General features: G+C 70.0%; 20 protein-coding genes and 2 pseudogenes. 9 read left to right on the forward strand and 13 right to left on the reverse strand.

All coding sequences use genetic code 11. The annotated features are described in order from the left end of the window. Window positions 1–169 precede the first annotated feature (169 nt). Window positions 170–256, forward strand: a pseudogene (locus ACW4TU_RS04695) (pirin); the annotation flags it as partial. A gap of 697 nt (window positions 257–953) precedes the next feature. Here the strand turns inward: ACW4TU_RS04695 and ACW4TU_RS04700 are convergent. From ACW4TU_RS04700 to ACW4TU_RS04715, 4 genes are all read right to left on the reverse strand, one after another. Further along, entirely contained in the window at window positions 954–2,135 is a 1,182-nt protein-coding gene (locus tag ACW4TU_RS04700; protein WP_457424893.1) for an XdhC family protein, read from the reverse strand. 189 nt (window positions 2,136–2,324) lie between these two features. Next, window positions 2,325–4,520: a xanthine dehydrogenase family protein molybdopterin-binding subunit gene (locus ACW4TU_RS04705; protein ID WP_457424895.1), complete on the reverse strand. Its 2,196-nt coding sequence runs from the start codon at window positions 4,518–4,520 to the stop codon at window positions 2,325–2,327. Further along, the gene (locus tag ACW4TU_RS04710) at window positions 4,517–5,497 is read right to left on the reverse strand and encodes an FAD binding domain-containing protein (RefSeq protein WP_457424897.1); all 981 of its coding nucleotides are present in this window, start codon (window positions 5,495–5,497) and stop codon (window positions 4,517–4,519) included. The genes ACW4TU_RS04705 and ACW4TU_RS04710 overlap by 4 nt, the downstream gene beginning before the upstream one ends. Window positions 5,498–5,510: 13 nt before the next feature. Then, window positions 5,511–6,164: a (2Fe-2S)-binding protein gene (locus tag ACW4TU_RS04715; protein WP_457424899.1), complete on the reverse strand. Its 654-nt coding sequence runs from the start codon at window positions 6,162–6,164 to the stop codon at window positions 5,511–5,513. A 1,027-nt stretch (window positions 6,165–7,191) separates the two neighbouring features. Here ACW4TU_RS04715 and ACW4TU_RS04720 point away from each other — a divergent pair. Both ACW4TU_RS04720 and ACW4TU_RS04725 read left to right on the forward strand, forming a co-directional pair. Continuing rightward, window positions 7,192–8,040: pseudogene (locus tag ACW4TU_RS04720) on the forward strand (zinc-dependent alcohol dehydrogenase family protein); the annotation flags it as partial. A 136-nt stretch (window positions 8,041–8,176) separates the two neighbouring features. After that, window positions 8,177–8,776, forward strand: coding sequence for a hypothetical protein (locus ACW4TU_RS04725; protein ID WP_457424901.1), 600 nt, complete (start codon window positions 8,177–8,179; stop codon window positions 8,774–8,776). 234 nt (window positions 8,777–9,010) lie between these two features. On the opposite strand, the gene ACW4TU_RS04730 is transcribed toward ACW4TU_RS04725, so the two are convergent. From ACW4TU_RS04730 to ACW4TU_RS04755, 6 genes are all read right to left on the reverse strand, one after another. Then, window positions 9,011–9,568 carry a GNAT family N-acetyltransferase gene (locus tag ACW4TU_RS04730; RefSeq protein ID WP_457424903.1) on the reverse strand — a complete coding sequence of 186 codons (558 nt, stop codon included), beginning with the start codon at window positions 9,566–9,568 and terminating at the stop codon, window positions 9,011–9,013. 250 nt (window positions 9,569–9,818) lie between these two features. Next, window positions 9,819–10,943: a hypothetical protein gene (locus ACW4TU_RS04735; protein ID WP_457424905.1), complete on the reverse strand. Its 1,125-nt coding sequence runs from the start codon at window positions 10,941–10,943 to the stop codon at window positions 9,819–9,821. A gap of 107 nt (window positions 10,944–11,050) precedes the next feature. Further along, window positions 11,051–11,887: an SDR family NAD(P)-dependent oxidoreductase gene (locus ACW4TU_RS04740; protein WP_457424907.1), complete on the reverse strand. Its 837-nt coding sequence runs from the start codon at window positions 11,885–11,887 to the stop codon at window positions 11,051–11,053. Between the two features lie 272 nt (window positions 11,888–12,159). Then, the gene (gene trxA / locus ACW4TU_RS04745) at window positions 12,160–12,492 is read right to left on the reverse strand and encodes a thioredoxin (protein ID WP_457424909.1); all 333 of its coding nucleotides are present in this window, start codon (window positions 12,490–12,492) and stop codon (window positions 12,160–12,162) included. A gap of 35 nt (window positions 12,493–12,527) precedes the next feature. Then, window positions 12,528–13,184 (reverse strand): carboxymuconolactone decarboxylase family protein, encoded by a 657-nt coding sequence (locus ACW4TU_RS04750; RefSeq protein WP_457424911.1) that lies wholly within the window; start codon window positions 13,182–13,184, stop codon window positions 12,528–12,530. A 16-nt stretch (window positions 13,185–13,200) separates the two neighbouring features. Then, window positions 13,201–13,716, reverse strand: coding sequence for a carboxymuconolactone decarboxylase family protein (locus ACW4TU_RS04755; protein WP_457424913.1), 516 nt, complete (start codon window positions 13,714–13,716; stop codon window positions 13,201–13,203). Between the two features lie 652 nt (window positions 13,717–14,368). Here ACW4TU_RS04755 and ACW4TU_RS04760 point away from each other — a divergent pair. The 4 genes from ACW4TU_RS04760 (at window position 14,369) to ACW4TU_RS04775 (ending at window position 16,518) form a co-directional block, all read left to right on the forward strand. Then, window positions 14,369–15,103, forward strand: a complete 735-nt coding sequence (locus tag ACW4TU_RS04760) for a FadR/GntR family transcriptional regulator (RefSeq protein ID WP_457424915.1) — start codon at window positions 14,369–14,371, stop codon at window positions 15,101–15,103. Window positions 15,104–15,191: 88 nt separating this feature from the next. Beyond that, window positions 15,192–15,668 (forward strand): MarR family winged helix-turn-helix transcriptional regulator, encoded by a 477-nt coding sequence (locus ACW4TU_RS04765; protein ID WP_457424917.1) that lies wholly within the window; start codon window positions 15,192–15,194, stop codon window positions 15,666–15,668. Further along, complete coding sequence (locus ACW4TU_RS04770) at window positions 15,665–16,126, forward strand: MarR family transcriptional regulator (RefSeq protein WP_457424919.1); 462 nt, start codon at window positions 15,665–15,667, stop codon at window positions 16,124–16,126. The genes ACW4TU_RS04765 and ACW4TU_RS04770 overlap by 4 nt, the downstream gene beginning before the upstream one ends. A gap of 41 nt (window positions 16,127–16,167) precedes the next feature. Then, complete coding sequence (locus ACW4TU_RS04775) at window positions 16,168–16,518, forward strand: tetratricopeptide repeat protein (RefSeq protein WP_327699277.1); 351 nt, start codon at window positions 16,168–16,170, stop codon at window positions 16,516–16,518. 75 nt (window positions 16,519–16,593) lie between these two features. On the opposite strand, the gene ACW4TU_RS04780 is transcribed toward ACW4TU_RS04775, so the two are convergent. Next, window positions 16,594–18,018 (reverse strand): PepSY-associated TM helix domain-containing protein, encoded by a 1,425-nt coding sequence (locus ACW4TU_RS04780; RefSeq protein ID WP_457424922.1) that lies wholly within the window; start codon window positions 18,016–18,018, stop codon window positions 16,594–16,596. A 207-nt stretch (window positions 18,019–18,225) separates the two neighbouring features. Here ACW4TU_RS04780 and ACW4TU_RS04785 point away from each other — a divergent pair, with 207 nt between their 5' ends. Further along, a complete protein-coding gene (locus ACW4TU_RS04785; protein ID WP_457424924.1) occupies window positions 18,226–18,867 on the forward strand; it encodes a peptide deformylase in 642 nt (213 codons plus the stop codon). A 38-nt stretch (window positions 18,868–18,905) separates the two neighbouring features. On the opposite strand, the gene ACW4TU_RS04790 is transcribed toward ACW4TU_RS04785, so the two are convergent. After that, window positions 18,906–20,342 (reverse strand): dihydrolipoyl dehydrogenase family protein, encoded by a 1,437-nt coding sequence (locus ACW4TU_RS04790; RefSeq protein ID WP_457424926.1) that lies wholly within the window; start codon window positions 20,340–20,342, stop codon window positions 18,906–18,908. A gap of 127 nt (window positions 20,343–20,469) precedes the next feature. Between ACW4TU_RS04790 and trxA (ACW4TU_RS04795) the strand changes: the two genes are divergently transcribed. Further along, the gene (trxA, locus tag ACW4TU_RS04795) at window positions 20,470–20,847 is read left to right on the forward strand and encodes a thioredoxin (protein ID WP_006376459.1); all 378 of its coding nucleotides are present in this window, start codon (window positions 20,470–20,472) and stop codon (window positions 20,845–20,847) included. A 30-nt stretch (window positions 20,848–20,877) separates the two neighbouring features. Here trxA (ACW4TU_RS04795) and ACW4TU_RS04800 read toward each other — a convergent pair whose 3' ends face one another. Next, window positions 20,878–22,323, reverse strand: a complete 1,446-nt coding sequence (locus ACW4TU_RS04800) for an aldehyde dehydrogenase family protein (RefSeq protein ID WP_457424928.1) — start codon at window positions 22,321–22,323, stop codon at window positions 20,878–20,880. Window positions 22,324–22,510: the final 187 nt, after the last annotated feature.

The raw sequence follows: 22,510 nt of genomic DNA on the forward strand, positions 1-22,510 counted from the left end.
GATCTGCGTGGTCTCCATGCGCTGCGACAGGACCACGGGAGCGGTCTCGATGACTTCGACCTCAAGGAATATATGGAATTCCGCCCCATCCCACGGGCCAACGAATCCCGGGCCACGGTCAACCAACTCCTCGCGACTGATGCTGACGGTCTACTGACCGGCAGCAGCCCAGGCGCGCGACGACTGGGCGAAGGGAACCCGGTTCGGCGAGGTGAAGGGCTACGACGGCGCTCCCCTCCGTGCACCTCGATCTCCGTTGCCACGGGCTCGCGAGGGCAGCAACCACCTCAAACACCAGGGGAAGGTCCTCGGCGTGGTTGGCCGGCCGGCCGCCATCGGCACCCTGGTGGCCGTGACCGTCGCCCGCGCTTGTGGGTGCGAAGTCGCCCATCCGCCGAGCCCGTCGATACACCGGCCGACCTGCACCCCGGCACGGGCACGGCCGACGCCCGCGACGCCTTCGTCATCGCCGACGCCGCCCGCACCCCATGCCCCACCTGCGCGCGCAGGGCCTCAGGGGGACGCCGAGCCCTTCGACCAGCCGCTTGATCTGCGGCTCGGATCCGTGCTGCGGTGCGTCCACACCGCACGCTCACGGAACGTCTGCGCCTGCGCCTGCGCCTGCGCCTGCTGACAACGCCCCGCCGGTCTGCATCACAGCACCCCGTAGAGGGGGGGCCTCCTCGAAGTCGAGGTACCCGCACGGCGGATTTTCCGGATTAACCCAACTCCATGGGGCGCGCCGCCAGTCGTGTCAGCTGTATCGGCCGTATCGGCCGTTTCTCACAGGGATGGGGCCGTGGCCGGGGCGGAGCGTTGGCACCACCGATCTCCTTGTGGTGCGCCTACCGGAAGGGAACCGTCCGGGCGGCTGGTTCGGCTTCGGGAACGCCGCCTGCGCCTGGGGCCGTCCGGGTCACGCCAGGCGCCCTTTCAGTCGTGACACGTCGTCGCTACACACCGGCGCGTGCGGCTGCATCTTCCAGCTTCGTCGGCCGGGCATGGACCGCGCTGGGCGACCGGGGCACCGCGCGGTGGATCGGTCCCGTTGCCCGGGAGAGGGGCAGGCCACTTCCGAGGTTGGTGGAGGCGATGATCTCCGCCACGATGGAGATGGCCGTCTCCTGCGGTGTGTGCGCGCCGAGGTCGAGGCCGATCGGGGAGCGCAGCCGGGCCAACTCGTCTTCTGTGACGCCGACTTCGCGCAGGCGGTGGAGGCGCTCGGCGTTGGTGCGGCGGGAGCCCATCGCACCGACGTAGCCGACGGGCAGGCCGAGGGCGCGCTGCAGCAGGGGGATGTCGAACTTGGAGTCGTGGGTGAGGACGCAGACGGCGGTACGGCCGTCCACCTCGGTGCGTTCCAGGTAGCGGTGGGGCCAGTCGACCACCACCTCGTCCGCGTACGGGAAGCGGGCGCGCGTGGCGAAGACGGGACGGGCGTCGCAGACGGTGACGTGGTAACCGAGAAAGTGGCCGGCCTGGCTGAGGGCGGCGGCGAAGTCGACGGCTCCGAAGACCAGCATGCGGGGGCGGGACGCGGCCACATGGACGAGGACCGCCAGCCGGTCCGGGCAGGTGTCGGCGTCCCCGCCCAGCTCCACGCGGGCGGTACGTCCCGACCGGAGCAGGGCGCTCGCCTGCGCGGTCACCGCGCGGTCAGTCGGCCCTCCGTCCAGGGTTCCGTAGGAGGCGGCGCCGTCGCCCAGGACACAGAGCGTGCGGCCGAGCAGATGGTGCGGACCGTCGACCACCTGGGCCACGGCGGCGGGCATCCCCTGGGCAACCGCATCCAGGGCGGCACCGAGCTGGGGGTCGGTGGCGGGATCGACGCGCTGGACCAGGACGTCGAGTTCGCCGCCGCAGGTCAGGCCGACGGCGAAGGCGTCGTCGTCGGAGTAGCCGAACCAGGCGCGCTGGGGCGGTCCCTGGTCGTGCAGCACCTGTCGGCACAGGTCGTAGACCGCTCCCTCGACGCAGCCGCCGGAGATGCTGCCGACCGCGTTGCCATCGGCGTCCACCGCGACCGACGTACCGACCGGCAGGGGTGCGCTGCCGGTGACATCGACGACGGTGGCCAGGGCGAAGGGGCGTGCCTCGCGGCACCAGCGGTGCAGCGTGTCCGCGATGTTCAACATCAGCGTTTCTCCAGGAGGGCGGCGCGGGGCCGCGGAGTTGGGCGGGCCGCCACCGCGCATACGGGGGAGTATCGGTGCGCGGCGGCGGCCCTGGAGGGTCCGGCGCTCAGGAGTACGGGCGGCCGGACGGTAGATGATGAGTGCCCCGAAGCGGACCGTTCGGCCATGGCCCGCCACGGCGCACCCGTGTCAGAGCAACGCCTCGGCAGTGATGGGCAGTTCGCGGACCCGGCGGCCGGTGGCGTTGAAGACCGCGTTGCCGATCGCGGCCGCCACACCGACCTGGACGACCTCGCCGAGTCCCTTGACGCCGAGCGCGTTGCCGTCGTTGTCCTCGCCGTCCAGATAGATCGCCCTGACCTCGGGGACATCGGCGTTCACCGGTACGAGGTAGTCAGCCAGGCTGGCGTTGACGATCCGCCCGTCCCGGTGATCGGTGACCGTGTGCTCCAGCAGGGCAGTACCGATGCCGCCCACGATGCCGCCGAACGCCTGACTCTCGGCCAGCTTCGGGCTGATGATGCGGCCCGCGTCGTACACCCCGAGCATCCGCCGCACCCGCACCAGACCCAGGGTCGCATCCACGGCGACCTCCGCGAAGGTCGCGTTGTAGGCGAAGTAGGAGCGCCGCGCTGGACTGGGCGCCCCGGCGTAGTTGCCGCGCGCTTCCAGATGGGAGCGGTCGTTGCGGGCGAGCAGGCTCCGGTAGGTCTCACCGCGCGCCGGGTTGCCCTGCACGTGCAGCCGGCCGCCGCGGACCACCACGTCATCGGCGTTCACTCCGTACAGCGGCGACTCACGGTCCTCGACGGCCAGCTTGATCGCCTGCTGCCGCACCTGGTTGCAGGCGTCGACGACGGCCGAGCCCACGCTGGCCATGGTCGACGAGCCGCCGTGCGGGCCGGTCTGCGGATACAGGGAGTCGCCGAGCCGGAAGGTCACCGTACGCATGGTCAGCCCGAGCGCGTCGGCGGCCACCTGGGTCTGGGAGGTGTAGGTGCCCGGCCCCATGTCACTGGTGGCCGCCTCGACCACCGCGGTTCCGTCGGCATCGAGGCGGGCCCTGGCTTCCGCGGGAAAACGCCCGCAGTCATACACGCCGGCTGCCATGCCCAGGCCGATCAGCCAGTCACCCTCGCGCCGCGCACGCGGCCGGGACGAGCGGCGCTGCCAGCCGAACTCCCGGGCACCCACGGTGTAGCACTCGCGCAGCTGCCGGGTGGAAAAGGGCAGGCTGCTCGACTCGTCCTCACTCGGTTCGTTGCGCCGGCGCAGCTCGATCGGGTCGATGCCGAGTTCGTGCGCGAGCTCGTCCATGGCCGACTCGATGACGAACGACGCCGACGCGAAGCCGGGGCCACGCATCCAGATCGGCGTGTTCACATCCAGCGGCACCTGCCGGTACGCCTGACTGACGTTGGGCATGCTGTAGAGCATCTGGCCCGCGCCCATGACGGCCTCGGTGAACGTCTCGAACGACGAGGTCTCCGCGTCGATGTCATGGACCGCGGCGGCCAGGCGGCCCCGCCGGTCGCTCCCGAGGCGCAGCCGATATTCGTACGAAGGCCGGAAGCCGGTGCCGAAGTACATCTGCTTGCGGCTGAGCACAAGCTTGACCGGATGGCCCGTCTCCCGCGCGGCCAGCGCGGCGACCACGGTGTGCGGCCAGCAGCGCAGCCCGCTGCCGAACCCGCCGCCGACGAACGGGTTGATGACCCGCACCGCGTCCGCCGGCAGGTCGAACACGGCGGCGAGCTCGTCATGCGTGCCCATCACCCACTGGGTCTTGTCCCACACGGTCAGCTTGCCGCCGTCCCAGCGGGCGATGGTGGCATGCGGCTCCATCGGATTGTGATGGTTGCGCGCCAGCTGGTAGGTCAGGTCCAGCCGCACGGCAGAGGAGCGCAGGCCGGCTTCCGCGTCACCGCGTGCGTAGTCCATCGGCCTGCCCGGCTCGGCCTCGTGCAGGTCGGTCGAGGGCTCCTCCGCTTCGTAGCGGACCTTGACCAGACTCGCCCCGTGCTGCGCGGCCTCCAGGGTCGTGGCCACGACGACGGCGACCGGCTGACCGTGGAAGAGCACCCGGTCGTCCTGGAATACCCGCAGTCTGCGGCCGGGAGGGTTGTTGGACCCGGCGTTGTCGCGATAGGGAAGCTTCGGCGCGTTGCGATGACTGATCACCCGCAACACACCCGGATGCCTCTCGGCGTCACCGGTGTCGACAGAGGTGATACGGCCACGGCCGATGCTCGCATCCACGATCACGGCGTGCACGGCTCCGTCGACGTCGTGCTCGGCGGCGTACACCGCCTTGCCGGTGACCTTGAGCCGGCCGTCCACCCGGGACAGCGGCGCACCCACGGCTGCCTGCGGCTGAGGGCTCACTTGGTACCTCCTACGATGCGCAGCTGGCGTTCCACGGTCCGCTTCAGGAGTTCGACCTTGAAGCCGTTCTGCCGAAGGGGACGGGCTCCGTCCGCGGCCTTCGCGGCGGCGGCCGTCCACAGGGACTCCGAGGGACGCTCACCCATGAGGTGCCGCTCCACGCCGGACAGCTTCCACGGAACCGTGCCCACTCCCCCGGCGGCGACCTTGGCCTCCTGGATGACTCCGCCGCGTATGTGCAGCGCGACGGCCGCCGAGGTCAGGGCGAACTCGTAGGACTGCCGGTCACGCACCTTCAGATAGCCCGACCTGAGTGGGCGCGGAAGCGCGGGGATCTCCACCGCCGTGATCAACTCCCCTTTCCTGAGGGCCTGTTCACGGTTCGGGGTGCCGCCGGGCCGCAACAGAAATTCGGCGAAGGGGACTTGACGCTCACCGTCCGAGCCCAGCAGATGCACCCGCGCCTCCAGGGCGGCGAAGGCCACGGCGACATCGGAGGGGTGCGTGGCGACGCAGGCGTCGGAGGTGCCGAGGATCGCGTGCATCCGGTTGAAGCCCTCCCGGGCCGCACAACCCGAACCGGGCTCACGCTTGTTGCAGGCGGCACTTACGTCACGAAAATACGTACACCTGGTGCGCTGCATGATGTTGCCGCCGATGGTCGCCATGTTCCGCAACTGCGCCGAGGCGCTCAGTTCCAGCGACTCGGAGACGACGGGATACAGGGTGCGCACCTTGGGGTGGGCGGCGGCCTCGGCCATCCGTACGAGTGCGCCGATGCGCAGGCCCCCGCGCTCGGTGACGGTGATCTGGCGCAGCGGCAGACCGGAGATGTCGACCAGCGTCTCGGGCCGCTCTACGGTCTCGCGCATCAGGTCGACCAGGGTGGTGCCGCCGGCGATGTAACGCCCGCCACGGTGACCGGCGTTGACGGCCTCGCGGGTGTCGGAGACCCGGGTGTAGGTGAAGGGATGCATGGTGGGCCGCTCCTTACTTCCGGCCCGCGGTCGATTCGACCGCGCGCACGATCTTGACGTAGCAGCCGCAGCGGCAGATGTTGCCGCTCATCCACTCCCGGATCTCCTCCGGCGAGTCGGTGTGGCCCTCCTGGATGCAGCCCACGCCGGACAGGATCTGCCCCGGGGTGCAGTAACCGCACTGGAAGGCGTCCTCGTCGATGAACGCCTGCTGGAGGGGGTGGAGTTGGTCGCCCTTGGCCAGGCCCTCGATGGTGGTGACCTCGGCACCCTCCAGCCGGACGGCCAGCGTCAGACAGGAGTTGACCCGCTGTCCGTCGACCAGCACCGTGCACGCGCCACAGGCCCCTGCGTTGCAGCCCTTCTTGGAGCCGGTCAGGTCGAGGTGCTCACGCAGCAGGTCCAGCAGCGAGGTGCGGTTGTCGACCGTCACCGTGCGCCGGGTGCCGTTGACCGTCAGGGAGACACGGCTGGCAGGCGCCGCTTCGGCGGCAGCCACATCCTCCCCGCCGGCGAGCAAGGTTCCGCCGATCGTGCCGGCGACGACGACAGCGCCACCGACCGCGGTGCTGGTGGCGATGAAGGTGCGTCGTGTCGGCGCGGTCAGGGACTCGGTGGAGCCGGTGGGGGGAGGCGCATCTGGATCAGTGAACTCAGTGGAGGACATTTACATACGCTTTCGGGCTCGGCGGATGGGGCACCTGGCCTGCGCGGCGGCAGGGACGGGGCGAATCGCGCGACTTCGTCACCACCGTGTATTCGGAATTCGCACGTGCTGCCCGACCGCGGCTGGTCACGCCCGGAAGTCTTGCATCATCGGCATCACCCGTGGGAGGGAGAGTTTTGTCCCTGGATATTCTTCACTCAAAGGGAACTCTGTTCCGCTCCCGAAGGGCGGAGTCCCCTGAACGTGCGGGTGCCGGTATAGGGCGGTGACAGCGGCCGGTAAAGATGTAGCATTCACCAATTTGGCGGGCCCGAAGGCTTGCGCACGACGGCAGGCATCCCCCGAATGCCTTCGGCCGCTCACGTGCGGGACTTCCGAACTGCCCGGCCTTGGGCAGGGGCAGGGGGTGTCGGACGCGGGGGCCGCCGGCTGTGCCGTCCAGGCCGAGAGGAAACGCAGGCTGTCGTGGGATGCCGAACCCGGCTCGGCGGTCCAGACCACCAACCGCTGCTCGGCATTGCCGGCCCTACGCGCCCCTGCTCCAGGTGCGCGCAGTACGGGCTACTGAGCCCGCGCACGGCCGGGCTGTCGGGCTTTGCCAAATGCGCCCAGCGCATTCAAATATATGCTGCTCTCCATGCAGACACTCTCACACAATATATTCACATGGCGAGGGGACGTTTTAATCACAGGACGGCTTTGCATGGACTCGGATCGACATCACATGTCGCGAGAAGCCCTGTCCATTCGCCGCCGGGCACGCTACTGGTGATGTCCGCCAGTCTGGCACCGTTCACCAGGGAGGAGAGGGGGACAATTCTCTCCCTGGATGATGTGCTCCCAGGGTGGAATTCTTCTCTTTGCGGGCTCGCGCGAGAGTGGCAGGGTCACCGGAGGACGCCCCCGTCCACAAGCCGCCCAGCCCATCCGCGCGGCCGCCGCCGCACCGACTCGGCGACACCCGCCACGAGGAGAGAAACACGATGGAACTCCTGAAGCAGCCTCCGACCATGAAGCTGCCGGCCGAATGGGCCACGAATACGTCGGCATCGTCGAGGAGGTCGGCAGCGAGGTCACGTCCGTCAAGCCGGGGCAGTTCGTGGTGGGCTCCTTCGCCACCTCGGACAACGCCTGCCCGAACTGCCGGGCCGGCTACCAGTCCAACTGCGTTCGCCGCGAGTTCATGAGCACCTGTCAGGCCGAGTACGTCCGTATCCCCAACGCGCACGGCACCCTCGTCGCCACCCCCGAACTGCCCGCCGACGAACTCGTGCCCAGCCTGCTCGCCATCTCGGACGTGATGGGCACCGGCTGGTACGCCGCCGTCGCCGCCGAGGTGAAGCCCGGCTCGACGGCCGTGGTCGTCGGTGACGGCGCGGTCGGACTGTGCGGCGTGATCGCCGCGCGCGAGCTCGGCGCCGAGCGGATCATCGCCATGAGCCGGCACGCCTCCCGGCAGAAACTGGCCCTGGAGTTCGGTGCCACCGACATCGTCACCGAACGCGGCGAAGAAGGCATCGCCCGCGTGAAGGAACTGACGAACGGGGTCGGCGCCGACTCCGTCCTGGAGTGCGTCGGCACCGCCGAGTCGATGCGGCAGGCCCTGCGCTCCACCCGGCCCGGCGGCAACGTCGGCTTCGTCGGCGTCCCGCACGACGTGCAGGTCGACGGCCAGGAACTGTTCTTCTCCCACGTCGGCCTCCGCGGCGGCCCCGCACCCGTACGCGGCTACCTGCCCGACCTCATCCAGCGGGTCCTCACCGGCCGTATCGACCCCGGCAAGGTCTTCGACCTCACCCTGCCCCTGGAGCAGGTCGCCGAGGGCTACAAGGCGATGGACGAGCGCCGCGCCATCAAGGCACTCCTCACGCCCTGACCCCACCCCGCGGGGCTGGATGCCGTGCCGGTGTCCAGCCCCCGCCACCCCCACCACACCCACCGTGGGCGTCGGCAGACCCACGCCACCGACGATGTCGTCGACGCGGGCGAGTTGGGGATCGTAGCCTCTCCGTGTGGTCGCATCCCGGCACACCGAGTCCTGGCAACAAGTGGAGTCCCGAGCGGACTTCGGTGCCTTCCTCGGATTCCTGGCCTCCGACTCCGAGCGTTCCCGCGTCGGTCGGGACTCCGAGGCATCCACTGCGCGGCGTTGGACCCACCGGACCATCAACGGCTTCCTGTGGGGCTGGGTCCATCTGCTGAGCAGCCGCGTCGAGGGCACCGACCTACTGCACGAACAAGCCCCCGGCCGGCCCGGGTGGCAGGGCCTGGCCTACCAACTCGACACCGTTCGCACCACCCCGCCGGGATTCGACCGCGCGCTCGCCGCCTCCCACACCAAACGGGAGGAGGTCGACACCGCGGGCGACCTGCGGATGTACGCGGCGACACTGGCTGTCGACTTCGCCCGCGACGAACGCGAGCGCCAGGCCAAGATCAGCCGGGGCGAGTGGGCCGCCGACGGAGGCAGTTGGGCACACGGCACCCTCTACGACTGGTTCGACGCCTGGGCCGCCTGGCTGGGCGCCGACACCCCGGGCCACGCCCGACTCGAACCGGTCACCTGGCGATCGACAGCCCTGCAGCTCTCGGCAGCCCGGACCTACGAGTAGCCCGATGCGGACGAGGTCACCAGAGACGGGACGGAGCAGGCCCTTCGCGGCCGTCGTCGACAAACCGCCGGACGGCGGTCGTGCGATCAGCGGTGCCACGTATCCGCTTGGGTGTCGTTCGTCTTCAGGGACGGTTTCCGAGCAGGCGATGAGCGGGCATTCGGGCTGACGCAGGGCCCGCCGAACAAGCCAGGCCGGCGGGGCAGTTGTTCGGGCGAGGCACGCGGCTGGAGCTCAGTCCGGCAAGGCCCGGGTGAGCACCTGGAGGACGGAATCCCCTTCGTCCGGACGGAGTTCGCCGAGCTCGTCCCAGCCCCAGGCCCGGAACGCGGCCTGTGCCCCCGTGTTGGCGGGGTCGAGCAGCACGACCACGAGTTTCACGTCGCCGGCGGAGAGCAGCCTGTCCTGGAGGTGGCCGCCGATCCCGCGACGGCGGTGCTTCGACAGCACCATCAGATCTGCGACGACGAACACCTTCCCGGAAGCGGTGAGTTCCTCGACCTCGTCGGGAACCACGCCGACGAATCCCCGCCACCACGAGCCGTCACGGTGCAGCGGATACCCGTACGCCACCCCCGCGGGTTCGTCGTCATCGCCGTCCCCGTCGTCGGCCACGACCATGTCGAAGCCCGGCCGCTGGACATCCTCCGCGAGCCTGGCCAGGAAGCGTTCCCGGTTGCGGAATTCCTCGCCCGGGGCTTCCTCGTAGGCGGCCACGTAAAGGTCCGCCAGCTCTTCCCGGTCGCCTTCGGCCTGCCACCGGCTCAGCCTCCGGAAGAACACCTCGCCCATACCAGTCCTCTCGCCCGCGACGCCCGGCAGTCAGCCTGCCCGGCCACCTCCGAGGTTATGCGGGATGTCCGCCCTGGTACGCCTCGGGGTAGGGGTGGCCGGTGGTCGTCGGGCCGGATCCGGAGCCGTCAGGGATGACGGCTCCGGTCACGGGATGAGGAGAGTGGCCGCCCAGAGGGCGTAGAACACCGCCGGTACCGGGCCGGGCGGGAGTCCGCGCGTGAACACCCGGCAGCCGTGGCCGCCCGGGTCAGGCCAGGTCGAAGACCGGCCCGGCGGCGGTCTCATTGCTGATCTGGACAGTGCGATGGAACGAATTGACGGTGAGATGGTCGTCGTATGTGATGACCCGCCCGTCGGGGAGGTGCACGGTGCCGTTCGTCGTGCACAACAGGTAGCAGTACATGCGGTTCCCGTTCGACATGGTCCATGTGCTGTACGAGCGGCCGTGGGCGGCGATCTCCACCTCGACCCGGCAGCCCGCGTTCTCCATGGCCAGGGACCAGCGCACGGGCATGTTCATCGCGGTGCGCGGATCCTCCCAGGTCTCCAGGGTCTGGTAGGACACGGTCCCCTTGCCGGGGCCGAAGTCGATCTGCTCACCGGCGTACTTGACGAACCCGATGCCGAGCGGGCCAGGCTGGAAGAAGTTGAGCTGGACGTCGTCCTTGATGGTGTAGAGCCACCACATCCACATCGGCGCGGGCAGGTTCTTCACCGGGTCGTTGGACTGGCCGGTGATGATGTGCTCGCGGACCCCGTAGCCGTCGGTGATCCGCAGGTCGTGCAGGCCGGTCCGGACAGTGCCGTTGACCTTGGTGAACACGTCGTAGCCGGCGCGGTCGCTCTCACGGGCCTTCTCGAACGGCCCCCAGTTCCACAGAGCCGTGCCCACCTGCTCGTAGACAAGGTCGACCTCGGCCTCGCCCGCCTTGCCGTCGACCGTCCACTCCGGCGGCCGGGCGGTGAACCGCAGTCCGTCGAAGTCCCAGGTGACGCTGGACTCGGTCCTGGTGACCGTGAACCTGTCGCCGCGCAGGCGCGAGTCCGGGGTCCAGCCGACGCGGACGAAGTTGTTGTCGGTCATCTTGCCGCGTTGGCTCCTGGGGACGACGATCAGCTGGATCTCGCGTTCGGCCGACCGGCCCGGACCCCACAGCCCCTTGCCGTTGCCGAAGAGGGCGTATCCGGCCATCCAGAGCAGCACGTCGTACTCGCCGGCCTCGGCCACCAGTCCCGTGGCGGTCTCCTCCCACAGGTCGGTGGCGCTGGAGGGAACGGCCAGGGCCTCGAAGTGGGTGTCCTCGTCCGCCAGGGTGACCGGGGCGTGGGACGCCTCGATCTTCTTGTACTTGTCGTTGTAGTCGTCGCTCATGGCCTCGCTCCTTGAAGGTCCGGGATGCTGTCGCGCGGGACAGGCAGAGGGCTGTACGGGCCGAGGACCGGGAACCCTCTGGCCGGCGCTGTCCGGGGCGGCGGCCCTCAGGAGCTTTCGTGGCTGCCGAACGCCTGGCCCTCGCCGTAGAGCGCCAGGACGTCGGACATGTACGGCGCGTGACAGAGCATGCCCCCGTCCACGTCGATGTTCGTGCCGGTCACGAAGGCGGCTTCGTCCGAGGCCAGGAAGGCGACCATGGCCGCGACGTCCTCGGGCTGCCCGAGGCGGGGCGTCAGGGTGTTCTTTTCCATGATCCCGACCATGGGGCCGTACACGTTCTTCCTGCCGCCCTCGGTACGGATGAGGCCGGGATTGATGGCGTTGCAGCGGATGCCACTCTTGCCGTAGATCGTCGCGACGTAGCGGGTGAAGCCGATGATCGCCGCTTTCGAGGAACCGTAGGCGATGGTCGCGAGGTCGCCCATCTTGCCCGAGCCCGAGGCGGTCATGATGATCGATCCCCCGCCGGCTTCCAGCATGTGCGGGATGGCGTACTTGCAACCCGCGAGGTAGCCACGGACGTTGACCTCGAAGGTCCGGTCCCATACGGCGAAGTCGATGTCGACCGGGTTGGTGTCCTTCGCGATGTGGTCCTGCGCCATGAGCGACGCGTTGTTGTGGAGGATGTCCAGGCGGCCGAACCTGTCCACCGTGGCCTCCACCAGCCGCTCGACCGACACCACATCGCCTGCGTCGAACTGGATGCCGACTGCCGCGTCTCCGAGTTCCTTGGCCAACTCCTCCGCGCCGGAACCGTTGATGTCGCCGATCCCGACGCGAGCCCCCTCCGCGACGAGACGTCGCGACGTCGCCGCGCCGATCCCTGACGCGCCGCCTGTCACCACGGCGACCTTCCCCTCGAGCCGACGGTATGTCGTCACCGTCACCACCACCTTTCCTTGGATTCGTCCTGTCGGCGGACCGCGGGAGCGGTCCGCTCACGGCAACAGCCCGTGCAACGCCACTGGTTGCTCCTGGGAACCGGGAGAGTGCCCGCCCGGGGCGCGGTACCGCGACCTCAGCCCTCGCTCCGGGTACTACGCGCGGGTGCACTCCGGCCCGTCCATGCGCGTTCGGCAGGCGACGGCGCGGAACCATCACCTTCCGTCCGACGGCCGTCAGTCACCTGCGCTTTTGTGAACCACGATCTGGTTCAGTCCCGTCGGAGCAGCGGGTCCAGCTCGCGCAGCAGTGCCGCCTTCGCCTTCGCCCCGACAATGCTCTTCGTCACCTCGCCGTTGACGAACACCGCCAGCGTCGGAATCGACATGACTTCGTACAGAGCGGCGGTTTCCGGGTTCTCGTCGATGTTCAACTTCGCGATCGTGATTTCTTCTCCGTACTCGGCCGCGATCTGCTCGAGCATGGGTGCCATCATCCTGCAGGGACCGCACCAGTCGGCCCAGAAGTCCACCAGAACGGGCTTTTCGCTGTCGAGCACATCCTGCGAGAAACTCGCGTTGGTAACCGTTTTGACGGATCCCATCGATCGATCTCCAGATTTCGGCAGCACTGGGCGCGTCATGCGGTACTGCGGGTCGAATCCATTGCGGATTCCAGGACGGTCGAGTCCACGTCCGGACGTACCGAGATGCCCCTCTTCTCGAGTTCCTCAATGGCTTCCTGCAACTCGGGTGAACTCCCGTACACGTCTTCGGTCGGGTAGAACAGACGTGAACTGGCTTCCTTTCCCGGATCCAGGCCCAGGGTGATCGTGGCCTTGCTCGCGGTGGTGAACATCGACAGGAACACGATGTCGACCACCTCCTGCTCGGTGAAATACTCCCTGGCCCCCGCCCAGATGTCATCGGTGAGCTGGGCCGGGTTGACCGCGAGGGCGGAGGTGATGCGCAGCGCCGCCTTGACGCGCTCGGGCAGGTCGCTGGTCTCGAAGTGGCCGAGCGCGGAGACCATGTCCTCCTCAAGGCCGTGCTGGACCGCGACAGCCTGACGGGCATGCTGACAGTACTGGCAGTCCTGGTACTTGGCGTTGTACAGCCTGATCAGTTCGTGCAGCACGGGGTCGAGCTGCAACGACTTCGCGGTCCTGACCGGGATGGCCGCCAAGCGGCTCAGTTCGACCGGTATCGCGATGGCGGCGGCAGGACTGCCGTCGTCCTCGACCTGCATGAAAAAACCCTCGACGAGTTCCTGGGGAATACGTGGCGTCGTTGCCATCGCGGCTCGTTCCTCTCTAGACGGAGACCTTTTCGCGGATCGAGAACTGGGGCAGGGTTCGCGGTACCTCCGCAGGCGCGGCCAGGCGGAAGGCCGAGTTGGCGCGGGCGAACTGGTCCATGACGCTGAGCGCCTTGCACAGATAGATGAACTCCTCGGGGGACACCACGGTCTGGACCCGCGCGACGTCGTCGTCCGAGATGCTGCTCGACTGAATGACGAACTGCTCGGTGAACTCGAGGCAGTTCCGCTCACGCCCGCTGAACAGATCGGACGTCGGGTAGTCCGAGAGGGCGGAGATCTTCTCTTCGGTCAGCCCGGCCTCGCTCGCCGGCTTGTACCGGAGTGCCAGGTCGAAATCGCTCTCGACGAGCTGCGCGATACGCACTCTGCAGAGCTCTACGAGAACAGGATCCAGGCGAGCGAGGGAACGGCCGTAGTCCTCCAGGAAGAGCTTGTAGAAATCAGAGCGAAGCCCCCAGACCTGGTCGAGCTCGGTCGGGCCCGCCGCCAGGTTCTTGACTCTCGTCATGACTCCTCCATGGGTTGTGCACCGGATCCGTGAGGGCTCCCGCCCGGAAGGCGGCCGAGCGGCCGGCACGCACGGGGTGATTTATCTAATATAACTAAACGATTCAACCCTATGGCTGTCAAGACTGCCGACAGCACCAGCTGAGGGTGTCCCGGCGGACGCGGCAGCCGCCACGCTCCCGTCGTCACGCGGATGCCGCCGGGACCGTCCTCGAACGGCGTCGCCCCGGGTCTCGAACCCGGACTCCTCCGCCCGCCTCCCGGTCGTCGACCGATACCGGATCCTGTACGGGTGAGGGCACTTCGACCACCTCGACCGCGTATGCTCGCACTCCTTGAAGAACGCCCCCGTCCCACGAGCCAGTGAATCCTGGGCGACGGCCAACCGACTCCGCGCGACTGCTGCTGACGGTTCGTGACCTGCGGAGACAACGGCGAGGTTCGCTGTGTGGTGGAACTTCGTCGGCCGCGCCCAGGAGTTGCCCGGGACGCCGCTGAAGCCGCGCGGAAGGGTGCGGCGGACAGGGAACTCCGAGCCGCCGGTCCCGGATGCTCGGGACAGGCTCTCCCCCTCACCTCTGGGACGATCTTCCCGCCCAGGCACCGATCAGGTCGGACCTGCCCGCCAAGAGCGGTCATGGAAGGAGTTCGCGTTGTCACTGACGGACAAGGCCATCGAGCAGATCCGTGAGCTGATCCGCACCGGCGCCCTGCCCCCGGGATCGAAGCTCCCGCCGGAACCGGAACTGGCCGCCCAGCTCGGCCTGTCCCGCAACCTCGCCCGCGAGGCTGTCAAGGCCCTCGCCGTCGCGCGGATCCTGGAGGTCCGCCGAGGCGACGGAACGTATGTGACCAGCCTGGAGCCCAGGCTGCTCTTCGAGGGCCTCGGCGGGGCGGTGGAACTGCTCCAGGGGGACTCGGCCGCCCTGCAGGACCTCATGGAGGTGCGCCGGCTCCTGGAACCGATGGCCACCGCGCTGGCCGCCACCCGGATCTCCGACGAGCAGCTCGCCGCGGTCAAGGGCCATCTGGACGCCATGCGCGAGTCCCGGGACGACGTCGAGCGGCTCAACGCCCACGACGCGGCCTTCCACCGCGCCGTCGTCTCGGCGACGGGCAACGACACTCTGTTCACTCTCCTGGAAGCCATCTCCGGCCGTACGCTGCGCGCCCGCATCTGGCGCGGCCTGGTGGACGCCCGGGCCGCCGACCGCACCCTTGCCGAGCACGAGGCGATCCACCGGGCGCTGTCCACCCGCGACGCCTCCCTCAGCCAGGCCGCCGCACTGCTGCATGTGAGCAGCACCGAGCAGGGACTGAGAGAACACCTGCGCTCCGTCGACCCCCTCACCTACCGAACGCCGACGACAGCCGCCACCGGCACCTGACCATCACCGCCCACTGCTGCTGCAGCCGCTACCGGGCTTCGTGGAAATTTAGTAGCCATGTACATAGTAGCCATGTACCGTATCGGCTATGAGTCCGACATCCGAGGACGCGACCCCCGGCTACCTGGTCTGGCGTCTGTCGACGAAGTGGCGCGTGGCCGTCGACCGGGCGGTCGCCCCCCTGGGGCTGACCCACGCGCAGTACGCACTGGTCGCCTCGCTGCACGGCATGCGGCGCGCCGGCCTGCGCCCCAGTCAGCGGCAGCTCGCCGACCACACGGGCCTCGAACCGCTCTATGTGTCGAAGCTCGCCCGCGCCCTGGAGACCGCCGGCCTGCTCGAACGCACCCGGGACCCACAGGACCCCCGTGCGGTGCGGCTGGCCCTCACCGAGGAGGGCAGCGAGATCACCCGGCGCGCGATCAAGGTCGTACAGGGGCTGCTTCAGCAGTTGCTGGAACCCCTCGGCGGCCTGGACAGCGAGCGCACCCGGGACTTCACCCGCGAACTGGCACTACTGCTCGACACCCCTCTCCACGCCGACCCCGAGAAGGAGCAGTCATGACCTCACCCACCGCGCCCGCCCTCGACCCCCGCGTCATAGCCCTCGCCCACTACGCCGGACGGGCGGTCCTCGAGAACGTGCTGGCCCGACACGGCGCCACCTTCCAGCAGTCGGTGACGCTCAGGCTCGTCGCCGTCACCGACGGGCCCGTCGACCGTGAGTGGCTCGTCGGCGAGGTCGTCGACGCGCTGAAGACCGATGAGGCGGCCGTGCACGCGATCGTCGCGGAACTCGTCGAAAGCCGGCTGCTGACAGCCGAGTCCACGGCCTCCCTCACCATCACGGACGCGGGACGCGAGCTGTACCGCACCACGAGCACCGAGACCGCTCCGATCTCCGCACGGATCTACGCCGGTATCCCGGCCGACGATCTGGCCACCGCCGGCCGGGTGTTGTCGGTGATCAACGAGCGGGCGAACGCGGAGCTCGCCGCCATGGGCGGACCAGGGGCGGAATGAACAACCGCCCGAGCCGGTTACCGCCTCCGAAGGAGGCACGAGTGGAGACCACGACGTACACGTACTACGACCACGGAACCGCCGCGGAGCGCTGGGAGCGGGCGGGGCTGTTCTTCGACGCCAAGGACTACGCCGGCGCGGCGCGTGTTCTGGACGGGCTGGTCAAGGAGGTGCCGGAGCAGACCGCACCCCGGCTGCTGCTGGCCCGCGCCTACTACCACTCGGCTCAACTGCAGCGCGCCGAGGCCGAGTTGCGCGTCCTCGTCGAGCGCGATCCGGTGGAGCAGTACGCCCGGCTGATGCTCGGGCGCACGCTCCAGCGCCAGGGCCGCCACGAGGAGGCCGCACCGCACATGAAGCTCGCCTCGGCCCTCGCGGGCGACTTCGAGTAGATCTCCTGGATCTCCGTACGACGGACGGGACGGCCCGGCTCCCCACACTCAAGGGGGAGCCGGGCCGTCCCGTGTCTACTTCGCGCCGACCCGTTCGCCGCGGGTGCGCCCGCCCCGCCGGTGGTCGATCTCGCCCAGGATCACGTCGACGGCGATGAAGGCGGCCAGCGGAATGCCGAGCAGCGGAACGAAGTAGCCCACGACGGCCACGCCCGCCAGCAGCGTCACAAGGAGCAGCGGGGGCACCTGCTGCCAGGCGCCGCGCGGGATCGGGCGGCCGAAGGCGGAGGCCCGGCCGCGCTGCCACCACATGCGGTAGCCCCACAGGATGAGCAGGACGAGGGAGAGCGCGAGGGCCATCAGCGCGAGCTGGTTGACGATCCCGAACAGGACCCCGGTGTGCGCGTCGATTCCCCAGCGGGTCAGCTTCGCGAGCACCGGATAGTCGGCGAACCGGAGGACGTCGAGGACCTCGCCGGTCGACGGGTCCACGGCGACCGCGTCCTGCTTGGTGGGCCAGCTGCGCTGGACCTGCTTCACGACGTACGCGGAGGACTCGTCCGCCGGCGGGACGATCTCGACGGGGTCGCCCAGGCCCTCGGCGCGGGCCGCGGCCAGCACCTTGTCGAGGCCGACGCCGTGCTCGCCGGTGCTTCCGGCACCGGCCGCCGCGCCGTGGCCCGTGTGCTCGCCGCCCGCCGCCGCCGAGACGGACGGGGTGGACTGGCCGAGGGAGGTGCGCAGGACGTCGATGTTGGCGCCCGCGTACGTCGACCAGGTCAGGCCGGTGGCGGAGAGGAAGATGAAGCCGGCCGAGGCCCAGACGCCGACGGTGCCGTGCAGACCGAGGGTGCGGCGCCGTCCGCTGGTGCCGCGCACCTTGCGCTGGCTACGGCGGCGGGCGAACCACAGAACCAGACCACCGCCCGCGATCACCCACAGCCAGCTCGCGGCGAGTTCGCTGTAGAGGCGGCCGTTCTCACCGAGGTGCAGATTGCGGTGGAACTCGCTGAGCCAGGTACGCAGGGGCAACGCGCCCGTCGAGCCGTACTGTTCGAGCGCGCCCTCCACCTTCGCGGTGTACGGGTCGACGAACACCGCGAGCGTGTGGTCCGCACCGACACCGGCCACACCGGACAGCATGACCCTCGTCGTGGCGTCGTCCTCGGGCGAGGGGCGCACGGCCGCGACGGTGCCCTCGGGATGGGCCTTGCGGGCCGCGGCCACCTGCTCGGAGATCGGCAGCTTGGTGTCGCCCACGGAGACGGTGAACTCGTCGGCGTAGATGACCTTCTCGGCCTGGAAGGAGGCCGCGTACAGAGCACCGCTCAGGGCGGCGACCAGCAGGAACGGGGCGACGAGCAGGCCCGCGTAGAAGTGCAGCCGCAGAACGAGCGGGCGCAGGGTGGCGGCTGCGGACGGTTTCGCCGGGGCGGAGGGTTTCGACGAGTCCGGTGCGTCCGGGGTTTCGTCCGTCGTGGTCGTGGGAGCGGTGGACATCGGCGGGCTTCTCCGGTGGGCTGGGGACGGTGAACGGGGAAGACGGCTGTGGGGGTACACGGCTGTAGGGATGTACGGCGGTGGGCGGTACGACTGTGGGGACGGTTCAGTAGTCGGACCGCCGGGCCGTCGAGTTCCCGGCCCCGTCAGTGGCGTACGTCACAGAGGAGGGCGCCGGGTGTCGGAGGTGCGTGACATCCTGGCGCCATGGCAACTCCCCATGACCCGAGCACCCTTGCTGACCGGGTCGAACGACTCCTCGCCGCCGGCGGCCCCTTGCCGATCGTCGCCGCCGGCGATCCGGTGCTGCGCCGTGGCACCGTGCCCTTCGACGGCCAGCTCGGCCCGGAGCTGCTGGCCCGCTTCGTCGAGGCGCTGCGCGAGACCATGCACGCCGCACCGGGCGTCGGTCTGGCGGCGCCGCAGGTCGGGGTGGGACTGCGGATCGCGGTCGTCGAGGACCCGGCGCCGGTGCCGGAGGAGGTGCGGGTGGTGCGCGGGCGCGTGCCGCTGCCGTTCCGGGTGCTGGTGAATCCGTCGTACGAGGCGGTCGGAGCCGACCGGGCCGCGTTCTTCGAGGGGTGTCTGAGCGTCCCGGGCTGGCAGGCGGTGGTGTCCCGGCCCGCGGCGGTGAGGCTCACGGGCCAGGACGAGTACGGGCACGCGGTGGACGAGGTGTTCACGGGGTGGCCGGCCCGGATCGTCCAGCACGAGACCGACCACCTGGACGGGACGCTCTACCTCGACCGCGCGGAGCTGCGCTCGCTGTCCTCCAGCGCGGCCATGGCGGAGCGGTGGACCCAGCCGACCCCGGCGCAGGCGGCCGAGGAGCTGGGTTTCCCCCTCTGATCACTTCCCTCTGACCACCCCCGTCCGGACGCCGGTGTCTACTTCCCGTCCCGGTAGGCCTCCAGCAGGCGCAGCCAGACCTCGCTGATCGTCGGATACGACGGCACCGCGTGCCACAGCCGTCCCAGCGGCACCTCGCCGGCGACGGCGACGGTCGCCGAGTGGATCAGTTCGCCCACGCCGGGGCCGACGAAGGTCACGCCGAGCAGGGTCTCGCGGTCCAGGTCGACGACCATGCGGGCGCGGCCCCGGTAGTCGTCGGCGTACAAGCCGGCGCCGGCCACCGAGGAGAACTCCACGTCGACAGCGCGCACCCGGCGGCCCGACTGCTCCGCCTCGGCGAGGGAGAGGCCGACGGACGCCGCCTCCGGGTCGGTGAAGACGACCTGCGGGACGGCGCCGTGGTCGGCGGTGGCCGAGTGGGCGCCCCAGGGGTCGGTCTCCAGGAGCGGTGTGCCGGCCGCGCGGGCGGCGATGGCGGCGCCCGCGATCCGGGCCTGGTACTTGCCCTGATGGGTGAGGAGGGCTCGGTGGTTGACGTCGCCGACCCCGTACAGCCACTCGCTGCCGGTGACCCGGAGGCTGTCGTCGACCGACAGCCAGGAGCCCGGCTCCAGGCCTACCGTGTCGAGGCCGATGTCGTCGGTGCGCGGGGCGCGTCCGGTGGCGAAGAGGATCTCGTCGGCCTCGATCCGGTCGCCGGTGTCCGTGACCGCCACGACGGTGCCGTTCTCCCTGGTCACCGAGTGGACCGAGGTTCCCGTGCGGACGTCGGTGCCGGTCTCCGCCAGCGCCTCGGCGACCAGTTCGCCCGCGAAGGGCTCCATGCGGGGCAGCAGGCCCTTGCCTCGGACGAGCAGGGTGACCCGCGAGCCGAGCGCCTGCCAGGCCGTGGCCATCTCCACCGCGACGACACCGCCGCCGACCACGATCAGGCTGCCGGGTACCGACTTGGCGCTGGTCGCCTCCCTGCTGGTCCAGGGCCCGACCTCGGCGAGGCCCGGCAGGTCGGGCAGTTGGGCGCCGGTGCCCGTGCACACGGCGACCGCGTGCCGGGCCGTCAGCGTCCGCGTCGAGCCGTCCTCGCCCGTCACGGACACGGTGCGCGGTCCGGCCAGGCGTCCCTGGCCACGGTAGAGGTCGGCGCCGATGCTCTCCAGCCAGCCGAGCTGTCCGTCGTCCTGCCAGTTCGAGGTCTCGTAGTCGCGGTGGGCGAGGACCGCTTCGGCGTCCAGGGGGCCCTGGACGAGGTGGCGCAGGCCGGGTACCCGGCGGGCGTCGGCGCGGGCGATGACCGGGCGCAGGAGGGCCTTGCTGGGCATACAGGCCCAGTAGGAACACTCGCCGCCGACCAGTTCGCTCTCCACGATCGCGGTGGACAGGCCGGCCGCGCGGGTGCGGTCGGCCACGTTCTCCCCCACGGGTCCGGCACCGAGCACCACGACGTCGTACACGTTGGTTTCCGTTTCCGTCATGGGGTCAGTCTGGTAGGTGGCGTGGCCCGTGGCCACACGGGTATGGGCGCGGAATACGCGGTGGCCGGGCCGTGTTGTGCGAGCGCACCGGCAACGACCCGACAGCAGGAAGAAGAGGAACCAGGTCATGAGCAGCACCGTGGAGCTCACCAAGGAGAACTTCGACCAGACGGTCACGGAGAACGAGTTCGTGCTGATCGACTTCTGGGCGTCCTGGTGCGGGCCGTGCCGTCAGTTCGCCCCGGTGTACGAGAAGGCCGCCGAGGACAACCCCGACCTGGTGTTCGGTAAGATCGACACGGAGGCGCAGCCGGAGCTGGCGCAGGCCTTCGGTATCCAGTCGATCCCGACGCTGATGATCGTCCGGGACCAGGTCGCCGTGTTCGCGCAGCCGGGCGCCCTGCCCGAGGCCGCCCTGACGGACGTCATCGGGCAGGCCCGGAAGCTGGACATGGACGAGGTCCGCAAGTCGGTCGCCGAGCAGCAGGCCCAGCAGGGCGAGTAGCCCCGCCGGGCCCGACACCGGCGCCAACTCCTAGAAGGGGTACGGCGCCACGTCTCCGCGTACGGTCGTCCAGCGGACGTCGGTGAAGGCCTCCAGGTTGGACTCGCCGCCGAACCGGGCGCCGGTGCCGGAGGCGGCGACCCCGCCGAAGGGGGCGACGGCCTCGTCGTTGACCGTCTGGTCGTTGATGTGGACGATGCCCGTCGGGATGCGTTCGGCGAGGTCGAGGCCGCGTGAGGTGTCGCGGGTGACGATGCCGAGGGAGAGCCCGTAGGGGCCGGCCGAGGCGAGGGCGGCGGCCTCGTCGAGGGTGGTGAAGGGGCGTACGGGCGCGACCGGGCCGAAGACCTCCTCCGCGTAGGCCGGGGTCCGGTCGTCGACGTCGGCGAGGACCGTCGGCCGGTAGAAGAGGTCCTCGTGCGTGCCGCCCGCCGCGAGCTTCGCGCCGCTCGCCGTGCTGGCCTCCACCAGGCCGTGGATCTTGGCGAGCTGGGAGCCGTCGATGATCGGGCCGAGATGGACCTGCGCGCGGTGCGGGTCGCCGACGGCGAGGGAGTCGGCCTTGGCGGCGAGCCGCTCGACGTACTCCCCGTACAACGACTGGTGGACCAGGTGACGGCCCGTCGTCATGCAGATCTGGCCCTGGTGGAAGAAGGAGCCCCAGGCGGCGGTGGAGATCACCGCGTCGAGGTCGGCGTCCGCCAGGACGATCATGGCGGAGTTGCCGCCGAGTTCGAGGTGGGCGCGCTTGAGGTGGCGGCCGGCCGCCTCGCCGACGGCCCGGCCCGCTCCCGTGGAGCCGGTGAAGGAGATGACGGGCACCAGCGGGTCGGCGACCAGCGCCTGGCCGGCGTCCGGGCCGCCCGGCAGGATGTGCAGCAGGTCCTCGGGCAGGCCCGCCTCGGCGAAGACCGCGGCCAGGGAGAGCCCGCCGCAGACCGCCGTGCGCGGGTCCGGCTTCAGTACGACCGCGTTGCCGAGCGCGAGGGCCGGGGCGACGGAGCGGATGGAGAGGATCAGCGGGGCGTTGAACGGCGAGATGACGCCGACCACCCCGACGGGCACCCGCCGTGTGTAGGACAGCCGGGGCGCCTCCGAGGACAGCACCTGCCCGACCGGGCGGGAGGCGAGGGCGGCGGCCTCGTAGCACTCCTGGGCGGCGACGTGCAGTTCGAACTCGGCCTTGCCGGGTATCGAGCCGGACTCGCGGACGATCCAGTCGCGCAGCTCTTCGGTGTGCGCGGCGAACAGGTCGCCCGCCCTGCGGAGCACTCCGGCACGCACGAAGTGCGGGGTGCGTGCCCAGGCGGCCTGGGCGGTGCGGGCGGCCTGCGCGGCCGGTCCGACGTCCTCGCCGGCGGCGAGCACGACCGTGCCGAGTACCTCGCCGGTGGCGGGCTCGGTGACGGCGTACTCGGGGCCCGACAGGGGACGGGCGGCATGGGACTGCCAGGTCTTGGGGTCGAGCAACGGCATTGCGGCTCTCCGTTTCGTCACCGGCGGGACGCGCGGAGCGAACACGGGTCCCGTGTGGTTCGCGGCTGTTCGTCAGCCGCGGGGCGGGATGCGGTGATCCGGTGCGCGGCAGAGCAGCACGCGGCCTCCGGTGGTCGACGGCATCCCCACTGGTTGAGCGTGCAACATCCTAGTCACGCCGTACGAG

This window comes from Streptomyces kryoterrae (assembly GCF_054072135.1).